We start from the raw sequence: 12,806 nt of genomic DNA on the forward strand, positions 1-12,806 counted from the left end.
GCTTACGCCCTGGGCAAAAAACTAGACGAGCTTTGCAGATAGTCAAAGAACCACCTGATGATAACACTGAACTGCGGGATCAGCTGCGAACGCTGCCAGTCATCGCTTTTCGAGAACCCGGTAAAGGTATCGAGAAAGAACAGGATTGCGGCGACGATCAATGCTCCACGTAGCGCACCGAAGCAAATCCCCAACACCCTGTCGGTTCCCGACAGGCCGGTTTTATCGACCAGCGCGCCGAAAATATAGTTAACAATCGCGCCGACAATCAGCGTTGCGATAAACAGGACTGCGATAGCAATTCCGTTCCGCACCAGTGCGTCTTCAAAGCCCGTGAACCAAACAGACAGGTAAGTGTAGTAGTGACTGGCAACAAAGAAAGCACAACCCCATGTCACCAGCGATAACGCTTCACGTACAAAGCCACGGATCAGGCTAACCAGACAGGAAAAACCTATTACCGCGATGATGGCGTAATCAATCCAGACCATATGTGTCCCATGATTTTACGCCCTGTCGTCCAGTTCGGGGCGCATTCTAACAGAAAAAGAAAACGTTTGCGTAGCGATTTCCTTGCCGCGCGGAAATAAAAATGGCGTTGAAAAAATATTCAACGCCATCAGACCTTTTGCCTCTTCGGACCTGCCGGTCGCTCTTTATTTAACCTGCCAGAGGATCAGTTTGCGCTGTAGTTCATCACCACGCCGCTTAACCCCGACAGCTGTTTTAACTCACCGAGCGAACCTTTTAGCTTATCTCTGGAGGCGTCCGGGCCGACCAGAATACGGGTTATTTTACCCTGTACCGGCGTATTTGGAATAGTGTAAACACGATACCCTGCTCCGCGAAGCTTGCCGACGATCTCAGTGACTTTATCAGCATTTTTCAGCGCCCCGAGCTGAACAACCCAGGCCTTACCGGTTGGCGCAGGCTTCTCTTCCGCCGCCGCTGGTTTAGGCGGTGTGACCGGAGCATCGTTAGCGGCCGCCAGCTGCTCGCTGGCGCGGTCCCGCTGCGGCTGCGGCTTCTCAACCGGCTTCGCTTTCGGCGTCTCTACCGGATACTGTTCCGCTTCCGCCGCGCCGCTTTCAAGCGCCTGTCGGGAGGTATCCAGCGATGGCGCGGCGGCATCGCCCGCGCGCACCTCTTCCGCCGCCCCCTCCGGCGGCTGGGCCGGCAGCGCCTGCGTTGCCGCCGGCATCATGTCCGGCTCATCGCGATCGCCCGGCTTCGGCACCAGCGGAATGGCCGCGAACTCGTCCTGATAGTGTTTCTTCTGCCCGTCAAGCAGCCCTGGCAGGATAATCACCCCCAGCGCTACCAGCACAATGGTTCCCATTAAACGGTTCTGAAACTTACTTGCCACCGGCTCTCCCCGCGTCCATCGCTTCCATGACATGTGCCACCGTGTGGAATGAACCACACACCAGCACGGTATCTTCAGGTCTGGCATCTGCCATCGCTGCGTGCCACGCCTGCACAACGTCAGCATAGGCAGCCCCGCTCTTCAGGTGAGCCAGCAGCTGCTCTGTCGTCGCACCGCGTGGCCCCTCCAGAGGGGCACAATACCAGCTATCGACGCAGCGCTCCAGACAGGCCAGCGTGCCGCCGATGTCTTTATCATGCAGCATTCCTACCACCGCCAGCACGCGCCCGCGTGACGGCAGGGCCGCAAGCCGCCCGGCAAGGTAGGCCGCCGCGTGCGGGTTATGCGCCACGTCGAGGATCAGGCGCGGCGATTCGCTCACGATCTGAAAGCGGCCCGGCAGGATCGCACCGGCAATGCCGTCGCGGATCGCCTGCTCGCTAACCGTCAGCCCGCTGGCCCGCAGCGCCGCCAGGGCGGTGGCCGCATTTGGCTGCGGAACCTGGGGCAGCGGCAGCGCATTCAGCTCGCCCGCCGCATCCTGAAACGTCCAGCTATTATCCGCCACCGCATAACGCCAGTCGATCCCGCGGCGCAGCAGGTTTGCCCCCTTCTCCGCTGCCACGTCGGCAATAGTGTGCGGCATATCGGGTTCTCCTACCACGGCAGGTTTACCGCTGCGGAAGATACCGGCCTTCTCCCGGCCAATGCTCTCGCGATCCGGTCCCAGCCAGTCGGTGTGATCGAGGGCAATACTGGTGACTACCGCCACGTTAGCATCCACCATGTTGGTGGCGTCCAGGCGTCCGCCCAGCCCGACCTCAAGGATCACCACATCCAGCGCGGCCTGCTTAAACAGCCACAGCGCAGACAGGGTGCCGTACTCAAAGTAGGTCAGCGAGGTTTCGCCCCGGGCGGCTTCAATGGCAGCAAACGAGCGGGTATGCTCCAGCTCGGGTAGCTCGCCGCCCTGCACGCGTACGCGCTCGGTATAGCGCACCAGATGAGGCGAACTGTAGACGCCAACCCGGTAGCCCGCCGCCAGCAGAATCGACTCCAGCGTGCGACAGGTGGTGCCTTTGCCGTTGGTGCCTGCCACGGTAAAGACGAAAGGCGCAGGCTTCAGTACCTCCAGCGCAGCGGCCACCCGACTGACGCGCTCAAGTCCCATATCGATGGTTTTACCGTGCAGGTTTTCCAGATAAGAAAGCCACGTGGCCAGGGGCGACGTGGCTTGAGGAGTGCTTTTCGTTTCCATAGTGCCCGGGGATTGCTGCCAGTGTGAAAAGAAAAAGGCAGAGCCGGCTGGCCCTGCCCTCTGGTTTATCAGATGCCGACTTCCTGATCCGGTACCGGCGGTACCACCACGCTTTCACGCGGTGCATCCGGGTTTGGCGCAGGCTGGTTCATCAGCTTCGCCAGGATGCTCGCCAGCTTCAGGCGCAGCTCCGGACGACGCACGATCATATCGATCGCGCCTTTCTCGATCAGAAACTCACTGCGCTGGAAGCCCGGCGGCAGTTTCTCACGTACGGTCTGCTCAATGACGCGCGGACCGGCAAAGCCGATAAGCGCTTTCGGCTCGGCGATGTTCAGGTCGCCCAGCATCGCAAAGCTTGCAGAGACGCCGCCCATGGTTGGGTCGGTCAGCACGGAGATGTACGGCAGACCACGCTCCTGCATTTTTGCCAGCGCAGCAGAGGTTTTCGCCATCTGCATCAGAGACATTAGCGCTTCCTGCATACGCGCGCCACCGGAGGCGGAGAAGCAGATCAGCGGGCAGTTATCTTCCAGCGCCTGCTCAACGGCACGCACAAACCGCGCGCCGACGACTGAGCCCATAGAGCCGCCCATAAAGGCAAACTCAAAGGCCGCTGCCACAACCGGCTGCTCGTGCAGGGTGCCTTTCATCACCACCAGCGCGTCTTTCTCGCCGGTCTCTTTCTGAGCCGTCGCCAGACGGTCTTTGTATTTTTTAGAGTCGCGGAACTTCAGCACATCTTTCGGCTCAAGCTCGCTGCCCAGCTCCACCATTGACCCTTCGTCCAGCAGGCTATGCAGGCGATTACGCGCTGACATACGCATGTGGTGGTCACATTTCGGGCAGACCTCAAGGTTACGCTCCAGTTCGGCACGGTAAAGTACCTGACCGCAGCTGTCACATTTGGTCCACACGCCCTCAGGGATGCTTGCCTTGCGGGTGGGGGTAATATTGCTTTTAATTCGTTCAATCCAGCTCATTGATAACCTTTCTGCATGAACCTGGTAGCCCATAAATGGTGCACATTAAAACATAACAGTCGGCAACTTGGGACAAAAAAGTGGTCGAACCGTTGCCGGGTTCCTATTTTGCCTGTCGTGAAGCCGCCCGTCGATGACGAATAATTTCGACCACGCCTGGCAGGATAGAGAGCACGATAATCGCGACGATCATCAGCTTCAGATTCTCCTGCACCACCGGCAGATCGCCAAACAGGTAGCCTGCATAGGTGAACAGCAGCACCCATAGCAGCGCGCCGATGACGTTGTAGGCCGCAAAGTGACGATAGGACATATGGCCCATTCCCGCCACAAATGGGGCGAATGTTCTGACGATCGGCACAAATCGCGCCAGAATTATCGTCTTGCCGCCGTGCTTGTCGTAGAAGGCGTGAGTCTTATCGAGGTAGCTGCGACGGAAGATTCTGGAGTTGGGATTGCTGAAGAGCCGGTCGCCAAACAGGCGGCCAATGGTGTAGTTCACCGCATCGCCAAGGATCGCGGCGACAATCATCAGCATCACCATCATGTGCACGTTGAGATCGTTGCTCGGCAGCGCGGAGAGCGCCCCGGCCACAAACAGCAGCGAGTCGCCCGGCAGGAAAGGCGTCACCACCAGCCCGGTCTCACAGAATAAAATCAGGAACAGAATGGCGTAGATCCAGATACCGTATTCGGCCACCAGCTCCGCCAGATGCACGTCAATGTGCAGGATAAAGTCGATCAGAAAGTAGATAAAATCCATGTCATTAGCCTTTGTCTGTCTGCATTTAGTCCGCTAAAAACAGCGGACCCATTGGCAACACGGGCAGTTCAAACCTGGCGGGATAGTCCACCGCCACCAGGTATAGCCCTTCCGCTTTTGCCGTTGCTGCTGCAAGCCGACGATCCTTTGCCGCCAGCAGCTCTGCTATCCAGCTCTCCGGCTGGTTGTGGCTGCCTACTTCCATCAGGCTGCCGACAATATTCCTGACCATATGATGTACAAAGGCATTGGCTTTGATATCGACCACCACATATGCACCGTAACGGGTTACGTTAATGTGCATCACGTTACGCCACGGCGTGCGCGACTGGCACTGCACCGCCCGAAACGAGGTAAAGTCATTCTCGCCAATCAGACACTGGGCTGCGCGGTGCATCCGCTCCGCATCCAGCGGCTGATGGTAGTGCGTTACGCCCTGGCCGAGTACCGCCGGACGCAACCGATGATTGTAGATGACGTAGCGGTAACGGCGAGCCGTGGCGCTAAAACGCGCATGAAAATCATCGGGCACATCTTTCACCCAGCGCACCGCAATGTCACCAGGTAAATTCGCATTTACACCTAACGTCCAGGCCGCCTCTTTACGCAGAGCGGTAGTCTCGAAATGCACCACCTGCCCTGTGCCGTGCACGCCCGCGTCGGTGCGGCCCGCGCAGAAAACCGAGATCGGCTCGTTGGCAACCTGAGAGAGCGCCTTCTCCAGCTTCTCCTGCACGCTGCGAACTTCGTTCTGCCGCTGCCAGCCGTAGTATTTACTGCCGTCGTACTCAATGCCCAGCGCGATCCGGTAGATCGGCTTCTCATGCACGTCAGACATCAGTAAAGATACTCCTGGACCAGCTTCTCGGCGATCTTCACCGCCATCAGCGCGCCGCCGAAGCGCACGTTGTCCGCCACGGACCAGAACTGGATCTGCTCCGGCATACCGTAGTCGTTACGCACGCAGCCAACAGAGAGCTGAGCATTGCCGGAAGCGTCGCCCACTTGGGTCGGGAACTCACCGGCCTCGGAGAGAACGATATCTTCGCCACGGGCAAAGGCGTCGCGCGCCTCTTCCGCCGCCAGCGGACGCAGGGCTTCAAAATTCACCATCTGTGCGTGGCCGTAGAAGACCGGTGACTGAACGCTACTGACGGAGACCATCAGCCCCTCGTCCTGGAGTACCTTCCGCACCTGATCAACGACGCGGCGCTCGTCAGGGACGCTGCCTTCGCCATCAACGCGCAGCGGCAGCATGTTGAACGCCAGCTGACGGCCAAAGTAGTCATCTTCGTCGACAGGAATACCGTTGAGCAGCTTGGCGCTCTGCCCGGCCAGCGCATCCACCGCCGCCTTGCCCTGTGCAGAGACTGACAGCAGATTCGTTACGGCGATGCGCGACAGGCCACCCTCTTCAATCAACGGCTTCAGCGCGGTCAGCAACTGGCTGGTGAGGCTGTCCGCGACGGCAATCACGTTGCGGTTGCGGTAGTCGGCCAGCACGAAGGGGTTAACGTCCGGCACGACCAGCGGCACGTCCGGCTCCAGCGCAAACAGGCCGCTGGCGTCGATCACCAGACAGCCTGAGTTGGTCGCCTCTTCAATATAGGTCGCTGAAGCTTCCGCGCCAGCCACGAAAAAGGCCAGCTGCGCCTGCGTCCAGTCAAACTCGGCGGCGTCCTGCACATAGACAGTTTTACCGGCGTAGCGCAGGGCTTTACCGGCGCTCTCCTGACGGGCCAGGGCGTACAGGTCGCCTACCGGGAATTGACGTTCAGCAAGCGTTTCGAGCAGGGCTTCGCCGACAGCGCCGGTCGCGCCCAGGATGGCAATGTTCCAGCCTTCTGACATGGTGGTTTACTCCAGACAATAGCAGTACGCTCCCCGCCGTCTGGCGGAGAGCGAAAGAGAATGAGTTTAGTGCGTCGAGTGATAGACGGCGCTAAAGCCGAGCTTATGCAGCAGGCTTGCCGCCTCGGCGTCGTCACACTGAATATAGAGCGACGACCACTCGCGGCGCTCAAGATAGTTTTTGCGCAGCTTATCAAATTCACCCGGGATGCCCGCCACTTTACGCAGGGGTGCATCGTCGCGGCGCACATCATACACCAAATGGGCCAGTCTTTTCAGCGTTGGCTGATCGAGAGGGCCATGCAGGGTAATGCGGCCAAATTCCGGCGCGGGCAGCAGGGTGTCGAGGGCCACCTGCTGGCGATGGCCGATAAACTCGCTGAAGGCTTCAAAGACCTGCGTAGTGCCGCGCGCCTTGCCCTCCAGGGTGTAACCCGCGATGTGCGGCGTGCCAATATCAACGCGCTTGAGCAGCTCGACGTTGAGATCCGGCTCCGGCTCCCAGACATCCAGCACCACGCTGAGATCCTGCCCGGCCTCAAGACGCGCCAGCAACGCAGCGTTGTCAACCACTCTGCCCCGGCAGGCGTTGATCAGGATCGCGCCCGGCTTCAGGGCGCTGATCAGCGTCTCGTCAGCAAGGTGCAGGGTTTTATACGGCCCCTCTTTGAACAGCGGCGTATGGAAGGTGAGAATGTCGGCCTCGCGGACCAGCTCCTCCAGCGGACGAAAGTCCCCCGCGTCGCCCCGATCGGCACGCGGCGGATCGCACAGCAGGGTGCGCACGCCCCATGCTTCCAGCCGCGCCTGTAAACGCGACCCAACGTTGCCAACGCCGACGATGCCCACGGTGCGATCTTTCAGCGTAAAGCCGTCGCGCTCGGCCAGCATCAACAGGGCGGAGAAGACATACTCCACTACCGCAATCGCGTTGCAGCCCGGAGCGGCCGAGAAACCAATCCCCGCCTCGCCCAGCCACTGCTGATCGACATGATCGGTTCCGGCGGTGGCCGTACCGACAAACTTAACGGCGGTCCCGCTGAGCAGCGATGCATTGACCTTAGTGACGGAACGCACCATTAATGCCTGCGCATCCGCCAGCGCCTCTACCGGGATCGGCCGGCCAGGAACGGGTTTAACCTCGCCCAGACGGCTAAAGAGTTCGCGGGCATAAGGCATATTTTCATCGACGAGGATTTTCACGTTACGGTACCTGTATGAGAACGGGAGATAACGGCGCAAGTGTGCCATAATCTCGCCGCCAGGCATACCGACAATGCCGCAGACCGTTACGCGAGCCGCATACGTAAGAGATAAGGACAGAAATGATGCAACCCATTCAGGGTGCGCCGGCGCGCCCTCCCGGGCAAGAGCCGACTACCCCCACCACCGCCGCAGGCGACCAGCCCCTCTCTACTCAACAGCGCACGGTGCTGGAGAGGCTGATTACTCGTCTGGTGGCCCTGACGCATCAGCAGAGTGCCGAAGTCTGGGCCGGGGTGAAGCACGATCTGGGTTTAAAAAACGACGCACCGCTGCTCTCAAAGCACTTCCCTGCCGCCGAGCAGAGCCTGAGCCAGCGCCTGGAGAGTGCCGTCCAGAATAACGCTAACCGCCAGGTGCTTTCGCAGCTAACGGAGCTGCTGGGTCAGGGCAACAATCGCCAGGCGGTGAGCGACTTTATCCGCCATCAGTTTGGCCAGACGGCCCTCAGCCAGCTCTCTCCCGAGCAGCTCAAAACCGTACTGGTGATGCTGCAGAAAGGCGAGCTGGCGATCCCGCAGCCCCAGCAGCGTCCGGCTACCGATCGCCCGATGCTCCCCGCCGAGCACAATACGCTCAACCAGGCGGTCACCCGGCTGGCCGCCGCCACGGGTGAATCCAGCAAGCTCATCTGGCAGTCGATGATTGAGCTTTCCGGCGTCAAGACCGGGGAGCCGATCCCGGCGAAGCAGTTTGCTCACCTGCTGACCTGGCTGCAGGCGCGCCAGACGTTAAGCACCCAGACGGCACCGACCCTGCATACGTTGCAGTCGGCTCTGAAGCAGCCCCTGGACGAGCACGAATGGCAGCGCGTTCAGGATTATGCCCAGCAGACCTGGCAGGTGACGCCGCAGACGGTGCTGACCACCGCCCAGGTACAGGATCTGCTCAACTACATCTTCCTGCGCCGCGCCGAGCGCAACGAGGCTCTGCTGGAGCCGCGCCATATCCAGCCGATCTATAACCCGCTGTTCGCGCCGGTGATGGAGTCGTTTCGCTCGCTCTCTGCCCGTCCGGGCCTGGTTGCTATCGCCCTGCTGGTGGTGCTGGCGCTTATCTGGCTGGTGATTTAACGCTCTCCTGATGCAGATAACCGGGATAAGAACGCAATTCTCTATTAGGCTTTTTATCTGACCTGGTTAAGAGGAGAGAGCAATGCGTAAAAAAGCATTGATAGTCGGTATCAGCGGCGTGATTGGTCGCGCCCTCGCAGAGAGACTACTGGAGGAGGGTTGGGAGGTGACTGGCCTGTCTCGCGGACGCGGCGACGTCCTGGCGGGCTGCACCAGCCTGACGGCGGATTTAACCGACGCGGCGGCAGTTAACGAGGCGCTGAAGTCGGTTAAACCCGATGCGCTCTTCTTTAGCGTCTGGGCCCGCCAGGAGAGTGAGAAAGAGAACATCCGCGTGAACGGCGCGATGGTGAAAAACGTCATTGAAGCGCTGGGTAACCGCCTGCACGGCGCGCACGTGGCGCTGGTGACCGGACTTAAGCACTACCTTGGCCCCTTTGAAGCCTACGGTAAAGGCGCGGTACCGGTGACCCCCTTCCGCGAAGAGCAGGGCCGCCAGCCGGTGGAGAACTTCTACTACGCCCAGGAGGACGAGCTTTTCGCCGGAGCGGAGAAGTATGGCTACCGCTGGAGCGTGCATCGTCCGCATACCATTGTCGGCTATGCGCTGGGCAATGCCATGAACATGGGCCAGACGCTGGCGGTTTACGCCACTCTATGCCGGGAAAAAGGCTGGCCGTTTATCTTCCCAGGCTCTCCCGAGCAGTGGAACGGCGTGTCGGACGTGACCGATGCTGGCCTGCTGGCCGAGCAGCTGGAGTGGGCGGCCACCAGCCCGACGGCGGCTAACCAGGACTTCAACGCCGTTAACGGGGAGGTGTTCCGCTGGAACTGGCTGTGGCCGCGCCTCGCCGCGTATTTTGGTATTGAGGCCGCGCCCTACCCTGAAAAGATGATGCCGCTGGAGGGCCGGATGCTGGAGGCCGAGGCCGCATGGCGAACCATTGCCGCGCACTATCAGCTGCGCGAGGCAGACATCAACAAGCTGGTCTCCTGGTGGCATACCGATGCTGACCTGGGACGCCCGATGGAGGCCTTTACCGATATGAGTAAAAGCCGTAAGGCCGGGTTTATCGGCTATCGCAGCACGCTGGACTCCTTTACCGGGCTGTTTGATCGCTTGAAAAAAGAGCGGATAATTCCGGAATAATTTACCGGTACACATGCCAGTCAGCGCAGCCGCTGACTGGCTTTTCCCGACTACAGCTTCTCGCCGTTGCTTCTGATCACCTCTTTGTACCAGTCGAACGATTTTTTCTTGCTGCGCGCCAGCGTGCCGTGGCCCTCGTTGTCCTTATCGACGTAGATAAAGCCGTAGCGTTTTTTCATCTCACCGGTGCCCGCCGAGACCAGATCGATGCAGCCCCACGGCGTATAGCCCATTAGCTCAACGCCGTCCTCTTCCACCGCCTTCTTCATTTCGCGAATATGGTCGCCCAGGTAGGCGATGCGGTAGCTGTCGTCCACGGTGCCGTCCGCTTCCAGCTTGTCGATGGCACCAAAGCCGTTTTCGACAATAAACAGCGGTAGCTGATAGAGATCGTAGAAGTAGTTCAGCGAGTAGCGTAACCCCACCGGATCGATCTGCCAGCCCCAGTCGGAGGCTTTTACCCACGGGTTAGTGACCAGGCTTTTGGTCTCGTCATAGTCGAGGCGGGGGTTATCCTTCGTGGCTTTGGTGGCGAACGACATGTAGTAGCTAAAGCCAATGTAGTCGACGCAGCCGCGCTGCAGAATGCGCAGATCCTCTTCGGTCATATCGAGGTTGAACGCTTTCCGCGCAAAGTAGTTCAGGGTGTGTTTCGGGTAGTAGCCCCGGACGTGCACGTCGGCAAACCAGTAGCGGCGGTGCATGGCGTTGACCGACATCATCATGTCGTTGGGATCGCAGGTGAGCGGATAGACCGGACACATGGCGATCATGCAGCCAATCTGGAACTCTGGGTTAATCGCGTGCCCGGCTTCCACCGCCAGCGCACTGGCCACCAGCTCATAGTGCGCGGCCTGATACATGATCTTCTCGCGATCCTCACCCGGCTTATAGTGCAGACCCGAGTTGGTGAACGGCGCAAAATCTTCATTGAAGTTAGCCTGGTTGTTGATCTCGTTAAAGGTCATCCAGTACTTCACTTTCTTCTGGTAACGGGTAAAGACGGCGTTGGCAAAACGGACGAAAAACGCGATCGTCTGGCGGTTGCGCCAGCCGCCGTATTCGGTGACCAGGTGATAGGGCATCTCAAAGTGTGAGAGGGTGATCACCGGCTCAATGTTGTATTTTAGGCACTCGTCGAAGAGATCGTCATAGAACTGCAGCCCGGCCTCGTTCGGCTCCAGCTCGTCGCCACGAGGGAAGATACGTGTCCAGGCAATGGAGGTGCGGAAGCATTTAAAGCCCATCTCCGCAAACAGCTTAATGTCCTGCGGGTAGCGATGGTAAAAGTCGATGCCTTCATGGTTGGGGTAGTATTTCCCCTCGATCACGCCTTCGGTAATCTCTCGCGGCACGCCATGCCGGCCGGCGGTCATCACGTCCGCAACGCTGACGCCTTTGCCCCCCTCCTGCCAGCCGCCTTCCAGCTGATGCGCGGCGACCGCACCGCCCCAGAGAAAATCTGCTTTAAATCCAGGCATCTGTACCCTCCTCTTCGTTGGAATCTACTCGAGGATAGCAACCGATGCGGCAGATTGCCGGACGCGTGTCACATAATTGCCCGTGGCTCTGCACTGACAAGTAGGTCGGGTAAGGCGTAAGCCGCCACCCGACGTAGCGACATAAACGCCGGGCGGCGCAAGCTTGCCCGGCCTACGGAGCCAGCCTTGCTGGAACCATGACCGTTAGCCATAAAAAAAGGAGCCACGAGGCTCCTTTTTTATGTTGCCGGAGGGCAATTATTTATTCAGCTTACGCATCACCAGCGTGGCGTTGGTGCCGCCGAAGCCGAAGCTGTTGGACATCACGGTGTTCAGCTGGCGCTCGGTGGTCTCGGTGACGATGTTCAGGCCTTCTGCTTTCTCGTCCATCTCTTCGATGTTGATGCTCGGGGCGATGAAGCCGTGCTCCAGCATCAGCAGGGAGTAGATCGCTTCCTGCACGCCCGCCGCGCCCAGCGAGTGGCCGGTCATCGCTTTGGTAGCAGAGATAGCCGGGCTGTTGTCGCCGAACACTTCGCGGATCGCGCCCAGCTCTTTCACGTCGCCTACTGGCGTAGAGGTGCCGTGGGAGTTCAGGTAGTCGATCGGGGTGTCCAGACCGTGCATCGCCATCTGCATGCAGCGCACCGCGCCTTCACCAGACGGAGCCACCATGTCAGCGCCGTCGGAGGTGGCACCATAGCCCACGATCTCAGCATAGATTTTCGCGCCGCGTGCCAGAGCGTGCTCCAGCTCTTCAACCACGACCATACCGCCGCCGCCTGCGATAACGAAACCGTCACGGTTAGCATCGTAGGTACGGGAGGCTTTCGCCGGATCGTCATTGTATTTGGTAGAGAGCGCGCCCATTGCGTCGAACTCACAGGCCATTTCCCAGCCCAGCTCTTCGCCGCCGCCAGCAAAGACGATGTCCTGTTTGCCCAGCTGGATCTGCTCAACCGCGTTACCGATACAGTGTGCAGAGGTCGCACAGGCGGAGCTGATAGAGTAGTTTACGCCGTGGATTTTGAACGGCGTCGCGAGGCAGGCGGAGACCGCCGAACCCATCGCTTTGGTGACCACGTACGGGCCAACCGCTTTCAGGCCGCGCGGGCTACGCATAGCGTCCGCACCAAAAACCTGTGCTTTGGAAGAGCCGCCGGAGCCAGCGATCAGGCCCACGCGAGGATTGTTCTGGTAAACCTCTTCGCTCAGGCCAGCATCCGCGATGGCCTCCTGCATGGAGAGGAAGGCATAGATGGCGGCATCGTTCATGAAACGCACCACTTTGCGGTCAATCAGGCCCGTGGTGTCCAGTTTTACATTACCCCATACGTGGCTGCGCATACCGGAATCGTGAAATTCCTGGGAGAAAGTAATCCCTGAGCGCCCTTCACGCAGAGATGCGAGGACTTCCTGCTGGTTATTACCGATGCTGGAAACGATGCCCAAGCCAGTAATCACTGCACGTTTCATTCAATACCTCTGTAAGTCGCACTATAATAAGATTCGATTCGCAAGATAGCGTACAGTTGTACGCCGAACAAGTCCGATCAGCCAATTTCTGGAGAAATTTGCGCCAGCGGGCCGACATCGTTAAGATCGTGCCACAGCCTGC

The 12,806-nt window shown here is 59.4% G+C and carries 12 protein-coding genes; 2 read left to right on the plus strand and 10 right to left on the minus strand.

The window, feature by feature from the left end; translation table 11 throughout:
• Positions 1–2 precede the first annotated feature (2 nt).
• The 8 genes from cvpA to pdxB all read right to left on the minus strand — a co-directional run bounded on the left by cvpA (position 3) and on the right by pdxB (position 7,424).
• Positions 3–491, minus strand: a complete 489-nt coding sequence (gene cvpA / locus RTM13_RS12385) for a colicin V production protein (protein ID WP_103818980.1) — start codon at positions 489–491, stop codon at positions 3–5.
• A 185-nt stretch (positions 492–676) separates the two neighbouring features.
• A complete protein-coding gene (gene dedD / locus RTM13_RS12390; RefSeq protein WP_312212302.1) occupies positions 677–1,366 on the minus strand; it encodes a cell division protein DedD in 690 nt (229 codons plus the stop codon).
• A complete protein-coding gene (gene folC, locus RTM13_RS12395; RefSeq protein ID WP_312212303.1) occupies positions 1,356–2,624 on the minus strand; it encodes a bifunctional tetrahydrofolate synthase/dihydrofolate synthase in 1,269 nt (422 codons plus the stop codon). The genes dedD and folC overlap by 11 nt, the downstream gene beginning before the upstream one ends.
• A 68-nt stretch (positions 2,625–2,692) precedes the next feature.
• On the minus strand, positions 2,693–3,607 hold the full coding sequence (gene accD / locus RTM13_RS12400; protein ID WP_312212304.1) for an acetyl-CoA carboxylase, carboxyltransferase subunit beta: 915 nt from the start codon (positions 3,605–3,607) through the stop codon (positions 2,693–2,695).
• A 103-nt stretch (positions 3,608–3,710) separates the two neighbouring features.
• Positions 3,711–4,370 (minus strand): DedA family protein, encoded by a 660-nt coding sequence (locus RTM13_RS12405; protein WP_312212305.1) that lies wholly within the window; start codon positions 4,368–4,370, stop codon positions 3,711–3,713.
• Between the two features lie 25 nt (positions 4,371–4,395).
• The gene (truA, locus tag RTM13_RS12410; RefSeq protein WP_312212306.1) at positions 4,396–5,208 is read right to left on the minus strand and encodes a tRNA pseudouridine(38-40) synthase TruA; all 813 of its coding nucleotides are present in this window, start codon (positions 5,206–5,208) and stop codon (positions 4,396–4,398) included.
• Positions 5,208–6,221 (minus strand): aspartate-semialdehyde dehydrogenase, encoded by a 1,014-nt coding sequence (locus RTM13_RS12415; protein ID WP_312212307.1) that lies wholly within the window; start codon positions 6,219–6,221, stop codon positions 5,208–5,210. The genes truA and RTM13_RS12415 overlap by 1 nt, the downstream gene beginning before the upstream one ends.
• A gap of 66 nt (positions 6,222–6,287) precedes the next feature.
• On the minus strand, positions 6,288–7,424 hold the full coding sequence (gene pdxB, locus RTM13_RS12420; protein ID WP_312212308.1) for a 4-phosphoerythronate dehydrogenase PdxB: 1,137 nt from the start codon (positions 7,422–7,424) through the stop codon (positions 6,288–6,290).
• Positions 7,425–7,549: 125 nt separating this feature from the next.
• Here pdxB and flk point away from each other — a divergent pair, with 125 nt between their 5' ends.
• Together flk and RTM13_RS12430 are read left to right on the plus strand one after the other, a co-directional pair.
• Positions 7,550–8,557: a flagella biosynthesis regulator Flk gene (gene flk, locus RTM13_RS12425; RefSeq protein ID WP_312212426.1), complete on the plus strand. Its 1,008-nt coding sequence runs from the start codon at positions 7,550–7,552 to the stop codon at positions 8,555–8,557.
• Positions 8,558–8,639: 82 nt separating this feature from the next.
• On the plus strand, positions 8,640–9,707 hold the full coding sequence (locus tag RTM13_RS12430) for an SDR family oxidoreductase (protein WP_312212309.1): 1,068 nt from the start codon (positions 8,640–8,642) through the stop codon (positions 9,705–9,707).
• A 50-nt stretch (positions 9,708–9,757) separates the two neighbouring features.
• On the opposite strand, the gene RTM13_RS12435 is transcribed toward RTM13_RS12430, so the two are convergent.
• On the minus strand, positions 9,758–11,188 hold the full coding sequence (locus tag RTM13_RS12435; RefSeq protein WP_312212310.1) for a 6-phospho-beta-glucosidase: 1,431 nt from the start codon (positions 11,186–11,188) through the stop codon (positions 9,758–9,760).
• Positions 11,189–11,446: 258 nt separating this feature from the next.
• Positions 11,447–12,664, minus strand: a complete 1,218-nt coding sequence (gene fabB / locus RTM13_RS12440) for a beta-ketoacyl-ACP synthase I (protein WP_312212311.1) — start codon at positions 12,662–12,664, stop codon at positions 11,447–11,449.
• Between the last annotated feature and the right edge of the window lie 142 nt (positions 12,665–12,806).

The sequence above is a fragment of the Pseudescherichia sp. genome, assembly GCF_031979925.1.
GTDB lineage: Bacteria > Pseudomonadota > Gammaproteobacteria > Enterobacterales > Enterobacteriaceae > Pseudescherichia.

Coding starts and splice junctions, on each gene's coding strand:
- cvpA (WP_103818980.1), bottom strand. CDS start 491: ATGGTCTGGATTGATTACGCCATCATCGCGGTAATAGGTTTTTCCTGT.
- folC (WP_312212303.1), bottom strand. CDS start 2,624: ATGGAAACGAAAAGCACTCCTCAAGCCACGTCGCCCCTGGCCACGTGG.
- accD (WP_312212304.1), bottom strand. CDS start 3,607: ATGAGCTGGATTGAACGAATTAAAAGCAATATTACCCCCACCCGCAAG.
- RTM13_RS12405 (WP_312212305.1), bottom strand. CDS start 4,370: ATGGATTTTATCTACTTTCTGATCGACTTTATCCTGCACATTGACGTG.
- truA (WP_312212306.1), bottom strand. CDS start 5,208: ATGTCTGACGTGCATGAGAAGCCGATCTACCGGATCGCGCTGGGCATT.
- RTM13_RS12415 (WP_312212307.1), bottom strand. CDS start 6,221: ATGTCAGAAGGCTGGAACATTGCCATCCTGGGCGCGACCGGCGCTGTC.
- flk (WP_312212426.1), top strand. CDS start 7,550: ATGCAACCCATTCAGGGTGCGCCGGCGCGCCCTCCCGGGCAAGAGCCG.
- RTM13_RS12430 (WP_312212309.1), top strand. CDS start 8,640: ATGCGTAAAAAAGCATTGATAGTCGGTATCAGCGGCGTGATTGGTCGC.
- RTM13_RS12435 (WP_312212310.1), bottom strand. CDS start 11,188: ATGCCTGGATTTAAAGCAGATTTTCTCTGGGGCGGTGCGGTCGCCGCG.
- fabB (WP_312212311.1), bottom strand. CDS start 12,664: ATGAAACGTGCAGTGATTACTGGCTTGGGCATCGTTTCCAGCATCGGT.